Genomic DNA, 18,157 nt, shown 5'->3' on the forward strand with positions numbered 1-18,157 from the left:
CGGTGAAGCACACCTGTTAATGAACCATTAAATGCCGGGAAGACATTTACGGGCCGAGGGTGATGACGGGGTAGCCGTGTTCGCGCCATTCATTCAGCGACTGCTGTTGGGCGGCAGTGGGGATATCTCCGCACCAGACCAGCAGGGTTTGCCCTTCGAAAAGCTCGGGGCGAAGCTGAGCTAATGAATGCGCCAGCACGTCTACACGCCAGCCTTGCTGCGTGGCTATCCAGGCTTCGAGCCATAAGCGGGTGGTGTCGTGAACATTCCAGCCGACCACCAGTGCGTCCTTTCCGCTCTTCTTGCGTGCCGTTGACAGGCACACGGAAATGTAATTGATCAGCATGCCATCAAGCATACTCAGCAGCGCCTGGAGCGCCGGTTGCTGAGAGAGACGGCGACGAAGCGGGATAAACAGATGTGTGATGAGCGTCTGGGCGGGATAATCCCGACCCTGCTCCTTGATCCAGGTTCGCAGACGCTGAAAATTACCGGCCTGCAGCAGCCGGAGCAGTGTTTCCTGATGTTCACGCCATTCGGCCAGACTATCGGCATCGTGTTCACATAACAGCGATTTGACCTTGCTGACCTGGACACCGTTATCGATCCAGCTTTTGATCTCGCGGATCCGGTCGATATCCGCCTCGTTAAACAGACGATGTCCTCCGTCCGTTCGCTGCGGTTTTAGCAGCTCATACCGCCGCTGCCATGCTCGCAGCGTCACAGGATTGATATCACAAAGCAGTGCCACTTCACCTATCGTGTAAAGCGCCATGTTCGCCCCCTGGCTTGCGCATCCCCAGAATAACTGTAGACGCTGATTCGCGAACCAGGAAGAATCGACCGTTTTTTAAACAAATAATGCGAAGGGTGGAAGTTGATCCGCTAAAGGATGTGATGACGGGCACGAATTGCAGCTTTTTTGGAATGCTTCAAAGAAAGTTAATGTGTATCAGTGTATGTTACGCGTTTTTAGACAGTGCGGTTTGCGGTCATGTACGAATTTAATCTGGTGTTGCTGCTGCTTCAGCAGATGTGCGTTTTCCTGGTCATCGCCTGGCTGATGAGCAAAACGCGGCTGTTCATTCCGCTGATGCAGGTGACTGTTCGCCTGCCGCACAAGCTTCTCTGCTATGTCACCTTCTCGATTTTCTGCATTCTCGGCACCTATTTTGGTCTGCACATTGAAGACTCGATCGCCAATACGCGCGCCATCGGGGCGGTGATGGGCGGCCTGCTCGGCGGCCCGGTGGTGGGCGGACTGGTCGGGCTGACGGGCGGATTGCATCGCTACTCGATGGGCGGCATGACCGCGCTCAGCTGCATGATCTCGACGATTGTCGAAGGGCTGCTCGGCGGCCTGGTTCACAGCTATATGATCAAGCGCGGTCGCCCGGATAAAGTCTTTAGCCCGCTGACCGCCGGGGCAATTACGCTGGTGGCGGAGCTGGCGCAGATGCTGATTATCCTGCTGATCGCCCGTCCGTTCGAAGATGCCCTGCATCTGGTGAGCAGCATCGCCGCCCCGATGATGGTGACCAACACGGTTGGCGCGGCGCTGTTTATGCGCATCCTTTTGGATAAGCGCGCGATGTTTGAGAAATACACCTCGGCGTTCTCGGCCACGGCGTTGAAAGTGGCGGCCTCGACGGAAGGGATTTTGCGCCAGGGCTTTAACGAAGAGAACAGCATGAAGGTGGCGCAGGTGCTGTATCAGGAGCTGGACATCGGCGCGGTGGCGATCACCGACCGCGAAAGGCTGCTGGCCTTTACCGGCACCGGCGACGATCACCATCTGCCTGGCAAACCGATTTCATCGGCCTATACGCTGCGCGCCATCGAAACGGGCGAAGTGGTGTACGCCGACGGGAATGAAGTGCCGTACCGCTGCTCATTGCATCCGCAGTGCAAGCTCGGCTCGACGCTGGTGATCCCCCTGCGCGGCGAGAATCAGCGGGTGATGGGCACCATCAAATTGTACGAAGCGAAGAACCGGCTGTTCAGCTCCATCAACCGTACGCTGGGGGAGGGGATCGCCCAGCTGCTGTCGGCGCAGATCCTGGCGGGGCAGTACGAGCGGCAAAAAGCGCTCCTGACCCAGTCGGAAATCAAGCTCCTGCACGCCCAGGTCAATCCGCATTTCCTGTTTAACGCCCTGAATACGCTCAAGGCGGTGATCCGCCATGACAGCGACCAGGCGACGCAGCTGGTACAGTTTCTGTCGACTTTTTTCCGCAAGAACCTGAAGCGGCCTTCAGAGATTGTGACCCTGGCCGATGAGATTGAACACGTGAATGCCTATCTGCAAATCGAGAAAGCGCGCTTCCAGTCGCGGTTGCAGGTCTCGCTGTTTGTGCCGATTGAGCTGGCCCATCAGCATCTTCCGGCGTTTACCCTGCAGCCGATTGTGGAAAATGCGATAAAGCACGGCACCTCGCAGCTGCTGGGCACCGGCGAAATCCGTATCTCTGCCAGCCGGTTTAATCACCACCTGGTGCTGGATATTGAAGATAACGCCGGGCTGTATCTGCCCGGTGCCGAGTCGGGAGGGCTGGGAATGAGCCTGGTCGACAAACGTCTGCGCGCGCATTTTGGCGATGACTGCGGCATTACCGTCGACTGCGAGCCGGACAGTTTTACCCGTATTACCCTACGATTGCCCCTGGAGGAAAACGCATGCTAAGAGTGCTGATTGTCGATGATGAGCCGTTAGCGCGGGAAAACCTGCGGGTTCTGTTACAGGAACAGAGCGACATTGAAATCGCGGGCGAGTGCGCCAACGCCATCGAAGCCATTGGCGCGGTGCATAAATTACGCCCCGATGTGCTGTTTCTCGATATCCAGATGCCGCGCATCAGCGGCCTGGAGATGGTCGGGATGCTCGACCCGGAGCACCGTCCGTACATCGTGTTTCTCACCGCCTTTGATGAATATGCGGTCAAAGCCTTTGAAGAGCACGCGTTCGATTATCTGCTCAAACCGATCGAAGAGAAGCGGCTGGAGAAAACCCTTAACCGTTTGCGCCAGGAGCGCAGCGTGCAGGACGTGTCGCTGCTGCCGGAAAACCAGCAGGCGCTGAAATTTATCCCCTGCACCGGCCACAGCCGAATCTATCTCCTGCAGATGGACGACGTGGCCTTTGTCAGCAGCCGCATGAGCGGGGTGTTTGTCACCAGTGGCGAAGGCAAAGAGGGCTTTACCGAGCTGACCCTGCGCACGCTGGAGAGCCGGACGCCGCTGATCCGCTGCCACCGACAGTATCTGGTGAACATGGCGCATCTGAAGGAGATTCGTCTGGAAGAGAACGGCCAGGCGGAGCTGGTGCTGCGCGCGGGGCAGACGGTGCCGGTGAGTCGACGCTATCTGAAAAGCCTGAAAGAGGCGATTGGGTTGTAAAACTGGTACACTGCGCCCCATCGCATCACCGACAGCTGAAGGCTCTATGTTAAGTAACGATATTCTGCGCAGCGTGCGCTACATCCTGAAATCCAACAACAACGATTTGGTTCGTATTCTGGCGCTGGCTGAGGTCGAGACCACTCCGGCGAATATCGCCAGCTGGATCACCAAAGAGGATGAAGAGGGCTTCGTTCGCTGCCCAGACATCATCCTCTCTTCGTTCCTGAATGGGCTGATCTACGATAAGCGCGGCAAAGACGAGTCTGCCCCGGTGCTGTCACCAGAGCGTCGCGTGAATAACAACATCGTGCTGAAGAAGCTGCGTATCGCCTTTTCCCTGAAATCCGACGATGTATTAGCCATCATGACCGAGCAGAAATTCCGCGTGTCGATGCCGGAAATCACCGCCATGATGCGCGCGCCGGATCATAAGAATTACCGCGAGTGCGGCGACCAGTTTATGCGTTATTTCCTGCGCGGGTTGACTCACCGGGTGCATAGCGCGAAGCCGTAAGAACTGCCGGGTGGCGGCTACGCCTTACCCGGCCTACCAAACTGACTCACCGGGTGACAAGGCGAGGGTTTTGTAGGTCGGGTAAGGCGAAGCCGCCACCCGACACCGCAACCGGCAAAAAAGGCATAAAAAAAGCCGCTCATCTGAGCGGCTTTTTCGTTTATTTCACCTGCTGACCCGGCTTTGCACCTTCGTCAGGGCTTAACAGGAAGATATCCTTCCCGCCAGGACCGGCGGCCATCACCATCCCTTCCGAGATGCCGAAGCGCATTTTGCGCGGCGCAAGGTTGGCGACCATCACCGTCTGGCGACCGATCAGCACCTGCGGATCCGGATACGCCGAGCGAATGCCGGAGAAGACGTTGCGCTTCTCACCGCCCAGATCCAGCGTCAGACGCAGCAGTTTGTCGGAGCCTTCCACGAATTCCGCATTTTCAATCAGCGCGACGCGCAGATCGACTTTGGCGAAATCATCAAAGGTGATGGTTTCCTGAATCGGATCGTCTGCCAGCGGGCCAGTCACTGGCGCAGCGGCGGCTTTCACCTCTTCTTTGGACGCCTCAACCAGGGCTTCAACCTGTTTCATCTCAATGCGGTTATACAGCGCTTTGAAGGTATTCACTTTGTGGCCGAGCAGCGGCTGCTGGATTGCATCCCAGGTCAGCTCCGTGTTCAGGAATGCTTCAGCACGTTCTGTCAGCTGCGGCAGAACCGGCTTCAGGTAGGTCATCAGCACGCGGAACAGGTTGATGCCCATGGAGCAGATCGCCTGCAGATCCGCATCGCGGCCTTCCTGCTTCGCAACTACCCACGGTGCCTGCTCGTCGACATAGCGGTTCGCCAGGTCGGCCAGGGCCATGATTTCGCGTACCGCTTTACCGAACTCACGCGCTTCCCAGGCTTCGCCGATGGTCGCAGCCGCGTCAGTGAAGGTTTTGTACAACGCTGGATCAGCCAGTTCAGCCGCCATCACGCCGTCGAAACGCTTGGCGATAAAGCCCGCGTTACGGGACGCCAGGTTCACCACCTTGTTCACGATGTCGGCGTTCACGCGCTGCACGAAATCTTCCAGGTTCAGGTCGATATCGTCGATGCGGGAGGAGAGCTTCGCGGTGTAATAGTAGCGCAGGCTGTCGGCATCGAAGTGGTTCAGCCAGGTGCTGGCCTTGATGAAGGTCCCACGAGATTTGGACATCTTCGCGCCGTTCACTGTGACGTAGCCGTGCACGAACAGGTTGGTTGGCTTGCGGAAACCGCTGCCTTCCAGCATCGCTGGCCAGAACAGGCTGTGGAAATAGACGATGTCTTTGCCGATGAAGTGGTACAGCTCGGCGTCGGAATCTTTCTTCCAGTACTCTTCAAAGCTCGTGGTGTCGCCGCGTTTGTCGCACAGGTTCTTGAAGGAGCCCATGTAGCCGATTGGCGCATCCAGCCAGACGTAGAAATATTTGCCCGGTGCGTTCGGAATTTCAAAGCCGAAGTACGGCGCATCGCGGGAGATATCCCACTGCTGCAGGCCGGATTCGAACCACTCCTGCATTTTGTTCGCCACCTGCTCCTGCAGCGCACCGCTGCGGGTCCACGCCTGCAGCATTTCGCTAAATGACGGCAGGTCGAAGAAGAAGTGCTCAGAGTCACGCATCACCGGCGTCGCGCCGGAGACCACTGATTTCGGCTCGATAAGCTCGGTCGGGCTGTAGGTTGCGCCGCACACTTCGCAGTTATCGCCGTACTGATCCGGGGATTTACACTTCGGACAGGTGCCTTTCACAAAACGGTCCGGCAGGAACATGCCTTTTTCCGGATCGTAGAGCTGAGAGATGGTGCGGTTTTTAATAAAACCGTTCTCTTTCAGACGGGTGTAGATAAGCTCGGACAGCTCGCGGTTCTCGTCGCTGTGCGTCGAGTGGTAATTGTCGTAGCTGATGTCAAAGCCAGCAAAATCGGTCTGATGCTCCTGACTCATTTCGGTAATCATCTGCTCCGGGGAGATCCCCAGCTGCTGTGCTTTCAGCATGATTGGCGTGCCGTGAGCATCGTCCGCGCAGATGAAGTTTACCTGGTGGCCGCGCATTCGCTGGTAACGGACCCAGACATCAGCCTGGATATGCTCCAGCATGTGGCCGAGGTGGATTGAGCCGTTTGCGTACGGCAGGGCGCACGTTACCAGAATTTTTTTCGCGACTTGAGTCATAGTGGGCATTACTTCTTTAACAGTAAAAAGGGTTTTTGATAGTAACAAAAGGGCCATTATTAAGTAAGCACAAACCACGGCCTTTCAGGTAAACTTGTTCAACTAAGGTCTTATTCACAAGAACAAAGGAGTCGGGATGAGTTCTCAATCCCAGGCCAAATCACCGGAAGCCTTACGAGCAATGGTTGCCGGGACGCTGGCCAATTTTCAGCATCCAACCCTGAAGCACAATCTCACCACGCTGAAAGCGCTGCATCATGTCGCCTGGCTGGATGACACGCTGCACGTCGAACTGCAGATGCCGTTCGTCTGGGCCAGCGCCTTCGAAACCCTGAAAGAGCAGTGCAGTTCTGACCTGCTGCGCATCACCGGGGCGAAGGCGATTGACTGGAAGCTGACGCATACCATCGCTACGCTCAAGCGCGTGAAGAATCAGCCGGGCGTGAACGGCGTGAAGAACATTATCGCCATCAGCTCTGGCAAAGGCGGGGTGGGGAAATCCTCCACCGCCGTGAACCTGGCGCTGGCGCTGGCCGCCGAAGGGGCCAAAGTGGGTATTCTCGATGCGGATATTTACGGCCCGTCGATCCCGAACATGCTGGGTGCGGAAAATCAGCGTCCAACCTCGCCGGACGGTACCCATATGGCGCCGATCATGGCTTACGGCCTGGCGACCAACTCGATTGGTTATCTGGTGACAGACGATAACGCCATGGTCTGGCGCGGCCCGATGGCCAGCAAGGCGCTGCTGCAGATGCTGCAGGAGACCATGTGGCCGGATCTCGATTATCTGGTACTGGATATGCCGCCGGGCACCGGTGATATTCAGCTGACGCTGGCGCAAAACATTCCGGTGACAGGCGCTGTTGTGGTTACGACGCCGCAGGATATCGCGCTGATCGACGCCAAAAAAGGCATCGTGATGTTCGAGAAGGTGGAAGTGCCGGTGCTGGGCGTGGTCGAGAACATGAGCGTGCATATCTGCAGCAACTGCGGGCATCACGAGCCGATCTTTGGCACCGGTGGCGCAGAGAGGCTGGCGGCGCAGTATCACACCCAGCTGCTGGGGCAGATGCCGCTGCACATTACGCTGCGTGAAGATCTCGACAGCGGTAAGCCGACCGTGGTGCGTAGTCCGGAGAGTGAGTTTGCCGGGATGTACCGTCAGCTCGCCGGACGCGTGGCCGCGCAGCTGTACTGGCAGGGGGAAGTGATTCCGAGCGAGATCGCGTTTCGTGCGGTGTGATTTGTAGCCTTGTTGTGCCGGGTGGCGGCTTCGCCTTACCCGGCCTACAAAACCCGTAGCCCCGCAACCCCGTAGGCCCGCGCAAGCGAAGCGCCGCCGGGCGCCAGACCGCACAAAACCCGCAATTACCGCAATCGGTAATGCATCAGGTAATACTCTCCCTCCGGAGAATCCCCCGTCGCCTCGATATGCCAGCCGTGCCGCTGATAAAACCCTACCGCACGTTCATTTCTGACCAGACACTTAAGCGAACCTGTACTGCTGAACTGCTGTTGTACATGTTCCAGCAGCAGGCTGCCTGCGCCCACGCCCTGATACTGCGGATCCACAAACAGGTTGTGCAGAAAATTATCGTTGCTCCAGACCGACGCAAACCCGACGCGATGGCCGTTTTGCACCGCCACCCAGATCTGCTCGTCAAGGGTGGCCGCGTCGAAATCCTCAAGCTGCCAGTCGGTGTCATCCAGCCACGGCCACGCCTCGCGACGGGCCTGTAAAAAGAGGGTGCGCAGGAAAGGGCGATCGCTTTCCTGCCAGGGTCTGACGATGAGGGGATCAGCGGTGATAGAAGATATCCCCGTTGTAGGCTTTGAGGATTTTACCGTCGGCGTCATTAATCAGAACGTAGTTCTCACCCATGTAAGTCCAGTGCGTACCCGCATCTGGTGCCGGGAGGTTACGCAGCTGAAACTGCTTAATGGTGTACTCAGGCGTTTGATAGAGCGCCGGGGCGGTGTCGCCAATTTTGAATTTTGTGAAATCGGCGATGAACTCTTGTTCTTCATAAGCCTGGATCCCGGAAGGTGCAGTCACGGGTTGCGGAGCGGCATAAACAGCACCCGCCAGTGACATCAACACACCCAGAAGCAGCAATTTACTCTTAGCCATTTTATCTCCAGTTAAACCTTTTGCTGAACCTTCAGCCCGCTGTGACGGCACAGCGCGGCAAGCAGCCCATTTTAAGTATCACGGTCGCGCTTGTTGGAAAAAAAATGTAACAAATCTGAACAGCTTTGCCCATGACTTAATCATTCATCTCACAAATGAATAATCGAGAAACACGCTGCCAGTTTTATTATTCAGCCTCAGGGTGAGTGAAAATAGAAGGTGCAAAATTGGACTCAACGGTGAATGCAATTTAAACACATACCTTTTACTATTAAATTCGATATGAATAGCTTTGGTGGTATTTCCCGCGATGAATATTTGCCACCGCCGGGAAACAAATGAAGAGTATTTATTCGAAATGATTAAATTGACGGCTCATGGATGGAGTGCTAATTCAAACTGTTGATTTTGCTATTTTTTAACTCGGCTGGTCATGGGTGTCAACGTACTCGCCAATTATTCCTGATAAAACAAAGATTTTATCCATTCCAATGAAAAATAAAATATCTCTTTCGGTGTTAGCATTAATAATAAGTCAATTGACAGGCTGTGCGTTTGTACCTGGCCAGCAGCTGAGTGTTTCGGATAAAAATGTCATTGCTGCATCAGATGCTAATTATCAGCTCGATAAGCGCGTCGATGTTTACCCGATCACGCCGTCGTTGATTGAGACACTTCGCCCAACGACACTCAAATCTCAGGCGAATCCTAATCTCGATGCGCAGCTCAAAAGCTGGGAATACCACATCGACGTAGGCGATATTCTGACCATCACCGTCTGGGATCACCCGGAGCTCACCACGCCTGCCGGGCAGTACCGCAGCGCGAGCGACACGGGCAACTGGGTGGCCGCCGACGGCACGATTTTTTATCCCTACATTGGCAAGCTCAACGTCGCCGGGAAAACCGTCTCCGAGGTTCGCGAGGAGATCGCCTCCCGGCTGGATAAAGTGATCGAAAGCCCGCAGGTGGACGTGAGCGTGGCGGCGTTCCGCTCGCAAAAAGCCTACGTCACCGGTGAGGTGGTCAAATCCGGGCAGCAGGCGATCACTAACATTCCTCTCACGGTTATGGATGCGGTGAATGCGGCGGGCGGTCTCTCCTCCGATGCCGACTGGCGCGACGTGGTGCTGACCCATAATGGCAAAGACACCCATCTCTCTCTGTATGCCCTGATGCAGCACGGCGATTTGACGCAGAACAAACTGCTGTGGCCGGGGGATATTCTCTTCGTGCCGCGCAACGACGGCCTGAAAGTCTTCGTGATGGGCGAAGTGGCGAAACAAAGCACCCTCAAAATGGATCGCAGCGGGATGACCCTGGCGGAAGCTTTAGGCAATGCCGGGGGACTCAACCAGGATCTGGCGGACGCGACGGGGATCTTCGTGATTCGTTCGGCGCCGAAAGCTGATAAACAGAGCAAAATCGCCAGCGTGTACCAGCTCGACGCCAAAGACGCCTCGGCGATGGTGCTCGGCACCGAATTTCAGCTCCAGCCCTACGACATTGTCTATGTCACGACCGCGCCGATTTCGCGCTGGAATCGCGTGATCTCTCAGCTCGTGCCAACCATCAGCGGCGTTCATGACCTGACGGAAACGGCGCGCTATATCCGCACGTGGCCGCAGTAATGGTGAATTCAATCCTCGTGGTCTGCACCGGAAATATCTGCCGCTCGCCCATCGGTGAACGCCTGTTGCGCCAGCAGATGCCCGGTTTCACCGTGGCCTCCGCCGGAGTCAGCGGCCTGGTCGGGCACGCAGCCGATGTGCGGGCGCAGGAAGTCGCGGCGCTGCACGGCGTCTCCCTTGAAGGGCATGTGGCGCAAAAACTGACCCCGCAGCTGATGCGCGAATACGATTTGATTCTGGCGATGGAGCCGGAACACCTGAACCATATTTCGGCGATGGCCCCTGAAATCCGGGGTCGGTCGCTGCTGTTTGGGCAGTGGTTGCAAACGCGCGCAATCCCCGACCCGTATCGTAAGAGTCACGAAGCGTATGAATACGTGTTCGATCTGCTGGGCAGGGCGAGTCAGGAATGGGCTCAACGACTGAGTCATTAAAGGAATAAAGTTTCAATGTCTTCATATACTTCAGACATCTACGCGGCTGCGAATGAAAATCACGAGCTGGATCTGGCGCGCCTGCTGGGTGAGATGATCGACCATCGCCTGCTTATTTTGTGCATCACTTTTCTGTTTACCGCCTGCGCGGCCCTCTACGCTTTCACGGCGACGCCGGTTTTCCGGGCCGATGCGATGGTGCAGATCGAGAGTAAACAGGACAACAGCCTGCTTAAAAATTTGAGCCAGCTCAGCCCGGAGCTCTCCCCGGATACCATGCCGGAAATTCAGCTGCTGAAATCGCGGATGATCCTCGGCCAGACGGTGGACGGCCTGCGTCTTAACGAAGAGGTTAAACAGCGCTACTTCCCGCTGGTAGGGCGCGCGCTTGCCAGGCTGCTCGGCCAAAAACCGGCGACGCTGGATCTGCTCATGATGCATATTCCCTCAACAGACGGCACGCCGCGTACCCTGACCCTGACGGTGCTGGACCCAACGCATTTCCGCGTGACGGGGGATGATTTCGAGGGCGAAGGCGTCGCGGGAATGCCGTTTGAAAAAGAGGGTGTCTCCCTGTGGGTGAAAACGATGACGGCGCAGCCGGGCGCGCGGTTCGCCCTGACGGAGCGGACAAAACTCGACACCATCAACGCGCTGAATCAGCAGTTCACCGTGGCCGAAGCGGGTAAACAGAGCGGCGTGCTGAACCTCTCCCTGACCGGCACGGACCCGGACCTGATTGCGAAAGTGCTTAACAGCATTGCCGAGAATTATTTGCGTCAGAACATCGACAGACAGGCCGCGCAGGATGCCAAAAGCCTCGCCTTTTTGCAGCGCCAGCTGCCGCAGATCCGAGGCGATCTGGATGTCGCCGAAGAGCGGCTCAACGTCTATCGTAAGCAGCGCGATTCGGTGGATCTGACGCTGGAGGCCAAATCGGTGCTGGAGCAGATCGTCAACGCCGATAACCAGCTCAACGAACTGACCTTCCGCGAGGCGGAGATTTCGCAGCTGTTCAAAAAGGATCACCCGACTTACCGCGCGCTGATGGAAAAACGTCAGACGCTGGAGAGCGAAAAAGCACGCCTGAATCAGCGCGTCTCCGCCATGCCTTCCACGCAGCAGGAAATCCTGCGTCTGAGCCGCGACGTGGATTCCGGGCGTGAAATCTATCAGCAGCTGCTGACCCGCCAGCAGGAGCTGAGTATCTCCCGCTCGAGCGCTATCGGTAACGTGCGCATTATTGATCCTGCCGTAACGCAACCTGAGTCGATCAAACCCACGAAACCGCTGGTTATCGTGATGGGCTTCATGCTGGGGTTGATCATTTCAGCGGCTCTGGTTTTGGGGCGCGCGGCGCTTAAACGCGGTATCGAAAGCCCGGATCAGCTCGAAAACCAGGGGATTACGGTGCTCGCCACGCTGCCGCGCTCTGTCTGGCTATGGAAAAAGACCCGCCTGCGCGGCAAGTATTTCTTCGGCGATCGCTGGACCCACAGGACCCGAAATATCCCGTTTCTGCCCGTCGACAGGCCGGTGGATCTGTTTGTGGAAGCCATCCGCGGCCTGCGCACCAGCCTTCATTTCACCATGCTGGAGACGACCAACCGCGTGGTGATGTTTACCGGCCCGACGCAGAATTGTGGCAAGACCCTCGTCAGCACCTCGCTGGCGGCGATCGTCGCGCAGGCCGGGCAGAAAGTGTTGTTTATCGATGCCGATATGCGCAAAGGGTACGTTCATCAGATCTTTGGCCTGACGAACCGCACCGGTCTGTCTGACGTGCTTTCCGGCAAAATCGATTATCAGGCTGCCATTCAGCGCTATGTGCCGGGTGAGGTCGACGTGATGACCTGCGGCCAGACGCCGGGTAATCCTTCGGAACTGCTGATCGGCGAACCATTCCAGCAACTGCTGAAATGGGCGAACGAGCACTACACAATGGTGATCGTTGATACGCCGCCGATTCTGGCGGTGACGGATGCGTCACTGGTGGGGAGAAAAGCGGGAACCACGCTGCTGGTGGCCCGATTTGGCATGACCAGCGTGAAAGAGGTTCAGGCCTGTTCGAAACGGCTGCAGCTGGCCGGTGTCGCCGTTGACGGTGCGATTCTCAATGACGTCATTAAATCCGCAGCGCTCTATTACGCCGAGGGGTATGCCCCTTTCGAGTACAGTTATAGCGCTGAGAAAGAGAAAAACGTGGGATAAAAAAGAGGCCCCGCACCAGGCGGTGCGGGTCTTTATAAGCCCAGATTATTACCCCATCGTCTTATTTCCCTCCATGAATCTGAGAAAACAATATTCTCCGTCAGTGAATGCCAGCTGGTTATTTAATGCACTCCCTCTCTCGTGATTTATTTGTTGTTGACTTTGTATTTGTTGGTTAATGACTGATGAATACAGACTTATTTTTGAGGTTCTTGCTTTTATTTCAGTTAGTTATGCATTAATTGTAATTTTTAATATAATTATTTAACTGAAATTTTTTTTTAGTCGTGGTGTTGGTTTATTTTAAAGTGTAACCTCCTGGCTTTGAAAGAAAACAACCATTCAATCATTCAAGTGAAAAATAAAATATACCTTTCTGCATTGATATTAATAATATATCAATTAACGGGCTGTACCTTCATTCCTGGCCAGACGCTCAACGTGTCAAATAAAAATAAGATAGCTGCGACAAATGAACATGATGATCTGGATAACAAAGTGGACGTCTATCGGATCACGTCTTCTTTGATTGAGACACTGCGCCCAACGACGCTTAAATCGCAGGCGAATCCTGCTCTCGATGCGCAGCTCAAAAGCTGGGAATACCGCATCGACGTGGGCGACATCCTGACCATCACCGTCTGGGATCACCCGGAGCTCACCACGCCTGCCGGGCAGTACCGCAGCGCGAGCGACACGGGCAACTGGGTGGCCGCCGACGGCACGATTTTTTATCCCTACATCGGCAAGCTCAACGTCGCCGGGAAAACCGTCTCCGAAGTTCGCGAAGAGATAACCTCCCGGCTGGATAAAGTGATCGAAAGCCCGCAGGTGGATGTCAGCGTGGCGGCGTTCCGCTCGCAAAAAGCCTACATCACGGGAGAAGTCGTCAAATCCGGCCAACAGGCGATCACCAATATCCCGCTGACCGTCATGGATGCGGTGAATGCCGCGGGGGGATTATCCGCCGATGCCGACTGGCGCGACGTGGTGCTGACCCACAATGGCAAAGACACCCATCTCTCTCTGTATGCCCTGATGCAGCACGGCGATTTGACGCAAAACAAACTGCTGTGGCCGGGAGACATTCTCTTCGTGCCGCGCAACGACGGCCTGAAGGTCTTTGTGATGGGCGAAGTCGCTAAACAAAGCACTCTCAAAATGGATCGCAGCGGGATGACCCTGGCGGAAGCGCTCGGCAATGCCGGGGGAATCAACCAGGATCTGGCGGACGCGACGGGGATCTTCGTGATTCGTTCGGCGCCGAAAACCGACAAACAGGACAAAATCGCCAGCGTCTACCAGCTCGACGCCAAAGATGCCTCGGCAATGGTCCTCGGCACCGAATTTCAGCTCCAGCCCTACGACATTGTCTATGTCACGACCGCGCCGGTTTCGCGCTGGAATCGCGTCATCTCTCAGCTCGTGCCCACCATTACCGGCGTTCATGACCTGACCGAAGCGGTACGCTACATCCGAACGTGGCCGCAATAATGGTGAAATCCATCCTGGTCGTCTGTACCGGAAATCTCTGCCGCTCGCCCATCGGTGAACGCCTGCTGCGCCAGCACTTGCCCGCCTTTATTGTGGCGTCAGCAGGGGTCTGCGGGCTGATGGGGTACGCGGCAGATACGCGCGCTCAGGAAGTGGCGGCGCTGCACGGTGTTTCGCTGGAAGGGCACGTCGCGCAGAAACTGACCCCGCAGCTGATGCGCGAATACGATCTGATCCTGGCGATGGAGCCGCAACACCTGAACCATATTTCAGCGATCGCCCCTGAAATCCGCGGGCGTTCGCTGCTGTTTGGCCAGTGGCTGCACACACGAGTCATCCCCGATCCCTACCGTAAAAGCCACGAAGCGTATGAATACGTTTTTGACCTGCTCGGCAGAGCAAGCCGGGAATGGGCTCAACGATTGAGTCACTAAAGGAATAGAGTTGTATGTCTTCACACATTTCAGAACACAATGCCGCAGCGATTGGGCATCAGGAACTGGATCTGGCGCGCCTGCTGGGCGAGTTGATCGACCATCGCGTACTTATTGTTTGCATGACCCTCCTGTTTACCCTCTGCGCTGGCCTGTACGCGTTCACCGCGACCCCGGTGTACAGAGCCGATGCGATGGTGCAGATCGAGAGTAAACAGGACAACAGCCTGCTCAAAAATCTGAGCCAGCTCGGCCCGGAGCTCTCCCCGGACACACTCCCGGAAATCCAGCTGCTGAAATCGCGGATGATCCTCGGCCAGACGGTGGAGACGCTACACCTGAATGAAGAGGTAAAGCCGCGCTATTTTCCCCTTATCGGGCGCGCAATAGTGCGTCTTTTGGGTCAGCGACCGGCGACCCTGGTGCTGGCCAGACTGCACATTCCCGCCACGGTAAACGCGACTCATACCCTGACGCTCAGAGCGCTGGAGCAGGGGAGTTACCAGCTGGAGGGGGAGGGGTTCCAGGGGGAAGGCGTGGTGGGGAAGCGGTTCGAAAAGGACGGCGTAGTCCTTCTGGTCAAATCCATGGAAGCTCAACCCGGCACGCGTTTCACCCTCTGTGAGCGGACAACCCTGGAGACGATTAACGCCCTGAATCAGCAATTCACCGTCGCGGAAGCGGGAAAACAGAGCGGCATCCTGAATCTGTCCCTGACCGGCACCGACCCGGATCGGATTGCCGGGGAACTCAATAGCATTACCGAAAACTATTTGCGTCAGAACATCGACCGGCAGGCCGAGCAGGATGCCAAAAGCCTCGCTTTTTTGCAGCGCCAGCTGCCGCAGATCCGAGGCGATCTGGATATCGCCGAAGAGCGGCTTAACCTCTATCGTAAGCAGCGCGATTCGGTGGATCTGACGCTGGAGGCCAAATCGGTACTGGAGCAGATCGTCAACGCCGATAACCAGCTTAACGAACTGACCTTCCGCGAGGCGGAGATCTCCCAGCTGTTCAAAAAGGATCACCCGACTTACCGCGCCCTGATGGAAAAACGTCAGACGCTGGAGAGCGAAAAAGCGCACCTGAATCAGCGCGTCTCCGCCATGCCTTCCACGCAGCAGGAGATTTTGCGTCTGAGCCGGGACGTGGATTCCGGGCGTGAGATCTACCAGCAGCTGCTGACGCGCCAGCAGGAGCTGAGCATCTCCCGCTCCAGCGCTATCGGTAACGTGCGCATTATTGATCCTGCCGTGACGCAACCTGAGCCGATAAAACCCACCCGACCGCTGGTGATCGTCATGGGCTTTATGCTCGGGCTCATCCTTTCCTCGGGAATCATTCTGGGGCGAGCCGCGCTCAGACGAGGCCTTGAAAGCCCTGAACAGCTTGAGGCGCTGGGGATGACCGTACTGGCGACGCTGCCGCGCTCTGTCTGGCTGTGGAAGAAGACCCGTTTGCGCAGAACGCTCAGCTTTGGCGAGAGCTGGAACCACAGGACCCATAATATTCCGTTTCTGCCTGTCGACAGGCCGCTCGACCTGCTAGTGGAGGCAATACGCGGTCTGCGGACCAGTCTTCATTTCACCATGATGGAGGCCAGCAATCGCGTGGTGATGTTTGTCGGGCCGACGCAAAACTGCGGCAAGACGCTGATCAGCACGTCGCTGGCGACTATCCTGGTTCAGGCCGGGCAGAAGGTGCTGTTGATCGATGCCGATATGCGTAAAGGGTATGTGCACCAAATCTTCGGTCTTACCAATAATCGTGGCCTCGCGGAGGTGCTGACGGGAGAAGCCGCCCATGAAGAGGTCATTCAGCACTATGAGCCGGGAGGGGTAGACGTGCTGACCTGCGGCCAGACGCCGGATAATCCTTCGGAGCTGCTCATCGGGGAGCGCTTCCAGCAATTGCTGACGTGGGCTGACGCCCATTACGACATGATTATTGTCGATACCCCGCCGATACTGGCGGTGACGGATGCCCTGCTGGTGGGAAGATACGCAGGAATTACGCTGCTGATTGCCCGGTATGGCATGACCAGCGTCAGAGAAGTGCAGTCCTGTGTAAAACGTCTGCATCTGGCCGGAGTGATGATGACGGGGGCCATCTTGAATGACGTGGTGAGAACCGCCGCCCTGTACTACGGTACGGGGTATACCCCTTACGACTACAGCTACACGTCAGAGAAAAACGCGCATTAATACAAAAGTCCCCGCACCGGGCGGTGCGGGGAACAGGAACTTACTTCGCCAGAATCTCGTGCGCCGTACGTTCGACCAGCGACAGCAGGACTTTCACATCGCCCAGCGTCACCGTTGGGTTCAGCAGCGTCAGCTTCAGGCAGGTCACGCCGTTGTGCTCGGTAACACCGACGTTGGCGCGACCGGAGTCGAGCAGGGCATCACCGATCTTCTGGTTCAGCAGCGCGATAGCCGCGTCGTTCAGCGCAGAGTCTGGACGGAAGCGGAACAGCACGCTTGCCAGCTGAGGCTTCATCACCAGCTCAAGGCTATCCTGAGTTTGCACGTATGCCGCCACGTCCTGTGCCAGAGTGACGCCGTGATCGATGATCGCCGCGTATTGCTCCTGACCCAGCGCTTCCAGGCTCATCCACAGCTTCAGCGCGTCGAAACGGCGCGTGGTCTGCAGTGATTTGGAGACCAGATTCGGCACACCCGCCTCTTCGTCAAACTCGGAGTTCAGGTAGGCCGCCTGGTAACGCATCAGCTCGTAGTGACGCTCTTCTTTCAGCAGGAACGCGCCGCAGCTGATGGTCTGGAAGAACTGCTTGTGGAAGTCCAGAGTGATGGAATCCACCAGCTCGATGCCGTCCAGGTAGTCGCGATACTTATCGGACATCAGCAGCGCGCCGCCCCAGGCCGCATCCACATGTACCCAAATCTGCTGCTCAGCCGCCATCTCAGCGATAGCGCGCAGTGGATCGATAGCACCCGCGTCGGTGGTTCCGGCGGTGGCCACGATCGCCAGAATCTGTTCGCCACTGGCATTGCACTGGGCAATTTTTGCCGCCAGATCGTTCAGATCCATGCGCGAACACTCATCGGTTTTCACCTGAATGACCGACTGGTAGCCCAGACCGAGCAGTGCCATGTTCTTCTGCACCGAGAAGTGCGCATTTTCAGAACAGAGCACGCGGATCTTACGCAGATCGCCGACCAGACCGTCCTGCTGGATAGAGTGGCCCTGACGCGCGAAGAAGGCGTCACGCGCCAGCATCAGCCCCATCAGGTTGCTCTGGGTGCCACCGCTGGTGAACACGCCCGCATCACCGGCCTGATAACCCACGCGGGTACGCAGCCAGTCGATCAGCTTCATCTCAATGATGGTCGCTGACGGGCTCTGATCCCAGGAGTCCATGCTCTGGTTGGTGGCGTTGATCAGCACTTCCGCCGCCTGGCTGACGACCAGGCTCGGGCAGTGCAGGTGCGCCACGCACTGCGGGTGGTGAACCGACAGGCTGTCTTTCAGGAAGTACTCGACCGCGCGGGCAATCGCCGCTTCGTTGCCGAGGCCTTTCTGACCGAAGTTCAGGGAGATGTTGTCGCGCAGTTCGGCGACGGTTTTCCCCTGATACATCTCAGACTGCTGCAGCCACTGCATCACCGCCTGTGAGCTCTGCTCGATGGCCTGCTGATAGGCCTCGATGCTTTGCGCCGACGACGACAGAATTGGGTTTGACTCAGACATC

General features: G+C 56.7%; 15 protein-coding genes. 10 read left to right on the forward strand and 5 right to left on the reverse strand.

The features are described 5' to 3' along the window. Positions 1-46 precede the first annotated feature (46 nt). Complete coding sequence (gene mlrA, locus QQF33_RS23700) at positions 47-775, reverse strand: HTH-type transcriptional regulator MlrA (RefSeq protein ID WP_282495068.1); 729 nt, start codon at positions 773-775, stop codon at positions 47-49. A 219-nt stretch (positions 776-994) separates the two neighbouring features. Between mlrA and QQF33_RS23705 the strand changes: the two genes are divergently transcribed. Genes QQF33_RS23705 through QQF33_RS23715 form a run of 3 tightly spaced genes read left to right on the forward strand, consistent with a single transcriptional unit; the run spans position 995 to position 3,913 of the window. Beyond that, a complete protein-coding gene (locus QQF33_RS23705) occupies positions 995-2,683 on the forward strand; it encodes a sensor histidine kinase (protein WP_282495067.1) in 1,689 nt (562 codons plus the stop codon). Beyond that, the gene (btsR, locus tag QQF33_RS23710) at positions 2,677-3,396 is read left to right on the forward strand and encodes a two-component system response regulator BtsR (RefSeq protein ID WP_282495066.1); all 720 of its coding nucleotides are present in this window, start codon (positions 2,677-2,679) and stop codon (positions 3,394-3,396) included. The genes QQF33_RS23705 and btsR overlap by 7 nt, the downstream gene beginning before the upstream one ends. A 46-nt stretch (positions 3,397-3,442) precedes the next feature. After that, the gene (locus tag QQF33_RS23715) at positions 3,443-3,913 is read left to right on the forward strand and encodes a YehS family protein (protein ID WP_282495065.1); all 471 of its coding nucleotides are present in this window, start codon (positions 3,443-3,445) and stop codon (positions 3,911-3,913) included. 160 nt (positions 3,914-4,073) lie between these two features. Here the strand turns inward: QQF33_RS23715 and metG are convergent, their stop codons facing one another. Continuing rightward, positions 4,074-6,107: a methionine--tRNA ligase gene (metG, locus tag QQF33_RS23720; protein ID WP_282495064.1), complete on the reverse strand. Its 2,034-nt coding sequence runs from the start codon at positions 6,105-6,107 to the stop codon at positions 4,074-4,076. A 136-nt stretch (positions 6,108-6,243) separates the two neighbouring features. Here metG and apbC point away from each other — a divergent pair, with 136 nt between their 5' ends. Next, complete coding sequence (apbC, locus tag QQF33_RS23725) at positions 6,244-7,353, forward strand: iron-sulfur cluster carrier protein ApbC (protein ID WP_282495063.1); 1,110 nt, start codon at positions 6,244-6,246, stop codon at positions 7,351-7,353. 125 nt (positions 7,354-7,478) lie between these two features. On the opposite strand, the gene QQF33_RS23730 is transcribed toward apbC, so the two are convergent. Next, complete coding sequence (locus QQF33_RS23730; RefSeq protein ID WP_285158713.1) at positions 7,479-7,967, reverse strand: GNAT family N-acetyltransferase; 489 nt, start codon at positions 7,965-7,967, stop codon at positions 7,479-7,481. Next, complete coding sequence (locus tag QQF33_RS23735; protein ID WP_285144062.1) at positions 7,909-8,241, reverse strand: RcnB family protein; 333 nt, start codon at positions 8,239-8,241, stop codon at positions 7,909-7,911. Before QQF33_RS23735 ends, QQF33_RS23730 begins: the two co-directional genes overlap by 59 nt. Positions 8,242-8,732: 491 nt before the next feature. On the opposite strand from QQF33_RS23735, the gene QQF33_RS23740 reads away from it, so the two are divergent. From QQF33_RS23740 to QQF33_RS23765, 6 genes are all read left to right on the forward strand, one after another. Further along, positions 8,733-9,872, forward strand: coding sequence for a polysaccharide export protein (locus tag QQF33_RS23740; protein WP_285158714.1), 1,140 nt, complete (start codon positions 8,733-8,735; stop codon positions 9,870-9,872). Further along, entirely contained in the window at positions 9,872-10,306 is a 435-nt protein-coding gene (locus tag QQF33_RS23745) for an arsenate reductase/protein-tyrosine-phosphatase family protein (RefSeq protein WP_285158716.1), read from the forward strand. The genes QQF33_RS23740 and QQF33_RS23745 overlap by 1 nt, the downstream gene beginning before the upstream one ends. Before the next feature lie 15 nt (positions 10,307-10,321). Continuing rightward, positions 10,322-12,517, forward strand: coding sequence for a polysaccharide biosynthesis tyrosine autokinase (locus QQF33_RS23750; protein WP_285158717.1), 2,196 nt, complete (start codon positions 10,322-10,324; stop codon positions 12,515-12,517). A gap of 354 nt (positions 12,518-12,871) precedes the next feature. Beyond that, positions 12,872-14,011: a polysaccharide export protein gene (locus QQF33_RS23755; RefSeq protein ID WP_285158718.1), complete on the forward strand. Its 1,140-nt coding sequence runs from the start codon at positions 12,872-12,874 to the stop codon at positions 14,009-14,011. Beyond that, positions 14,011-14,445 (forward strand): arsenate reductase/protein-tyrosine-phosphatase family protein, encoded by a 435-nt coding sequence (locus QQF33_RS23760; protein WP_285158719.1) that lies wholly within the window; start codon positions 14,011-14,013, stop codon positions 14,443-14,445. The genes QQF33_RS23755 and QQF33_RS23760 overlap by 1 nt, the downstream gene beginning before the upstream one ends. 14 nt (positions 14,446-14,459) lie before the next feature. Further along, the gene (locus QQF33_RS23765) at positions 14,460-16,649 is read left to right on the forward strand and encodes a polysaccharide biosynthesis tyrosine autokinase (RefSeq protein ID WP_285158720.1); all 2,190 of its coding nucleotides are present in this window, start codon (positions 14,460-14,462) and stop codon (positions 16,647-16,649) included. 40 nt (positions 16,650-16,689) lie between these two features. Here QQF33_RS23765 and QQF33_RS23770 read toward each other — a convergent pair whose 3' ends face one another. After that, positions 16,690-18,156: a pyridoxal phosphate-dependent decarboxylase family protein gene (locus tag QQF33_RS23770; protein WP_285158721.1), complete on the reverse strand. Its 1,467-nt coding sequence runs from the start codon at positions 18,154-18,156 to the stop codon at positions 16,690-16,692. Position 18,157 lies beyond the last annotated feature (1 nt).

It is taken from the genome of Lelliottia wanjuensis, from assembly GCF_030238365.1.
GTDB classification, from domain to species: Bacteria; Pseudomonadota; Gammaproteobacteria; order Enterobacterales; family Enterobacteriaceae; genus Enterobacter; species Enterobacter wanjuensis.

Coding starts and splice junctions, on each gene's coding strand:
- mlrA (WP_282495068.1), bottom strand. CDS start 775: ATGGCGCTTTACACGATAGGTGAAGTGGCACTGCTTTGTGATATCAAT.
- QQF33_RS23705 (WP_282495067.1), top strand. CDS start 995: ATGTACGAATTTAATCTGGTGTTGCTGCTGCTTCAGCAGATGTGCGTT.
- btsR (WP_282495066.1), top strand. CDS start 2,677: ATGCTAAGAGTGCTGATTGTCGATGATGAGCCGTTAGCGCGGGAAAAC.
- QQF33_RS23715 (WP_282495065.1), top strand. CDS start 3,443: ATGTTAAGTAACGATATTCTGCGCAGCGTGCGCTACATCCTGAAATCC.
- metG (WP_282495064.1), bottom strand. CDS start 6,107: ATGACTCAAGTCGCGAAAAAAATTCTGGTAACGTGCGCCCTGCCGTAC.
- apbC (WP_282495063.1), top strand. CDS start 6,244: ATGAGTTCTCAATCCCAGGCCAAATCACCGGAAGCCTTACGAGCAATG.
- QQF33_RS23730 (WP_285158713.1), bottom strand. CDS start 7,967: ATGACGCCGACGGTAAAATCCTCAAAGCCTACAACGGGGATATCTTCT.
- QQF33_RS23735 (WP_285144062.1), bottom strand. CDS start 8,241: ATGGCTAAGAGTAAATTGCTGCTTCTGGGTGTGTTGATGTCACTGGCG.
- QQF33_RS23740 (WP_285158714.1), top strand. CDS start 8,733: ATGAAAAATAAAATATCTCTTTCGGTGTTAGCATTAATAATAAGTCAA.
- QQF33_RS23745 (WP_285158716.1), top strand. CDS start 9,872: ATGGTGAATTCAATCCTCGTGGTCTGCACCGGAAATATCTGCCGCTCG.
- QQF33_RS23750 (WP_285158717.1), top strand. CDS start 10,322: ATGTCTTCATATACTTCAGACATCTACGCGGCTGCGAATGAAAATCAC.
- QQF33_RS23760 (WP_285158719.1), top strand. CDS start 14,011: ATGGTGAAATCCATCCTGGTCGTCTGTACCGGAAATCTCTGCCGCTCG.
- QQF33_RS23765 (WP_285158720.1), top strand. CDS start 14,460: ATGTCTTCACACATTTCAGAACACAATGCCGCAGCGATTGGGCATCAG.
- QQF33_RS23770 (WP_285158721.1), bottom strand. CDS start 18,156: ATGTCTGAGTCAAACCCAATTCTGTCGTCGTCGGCGCAAAGCATCGAG.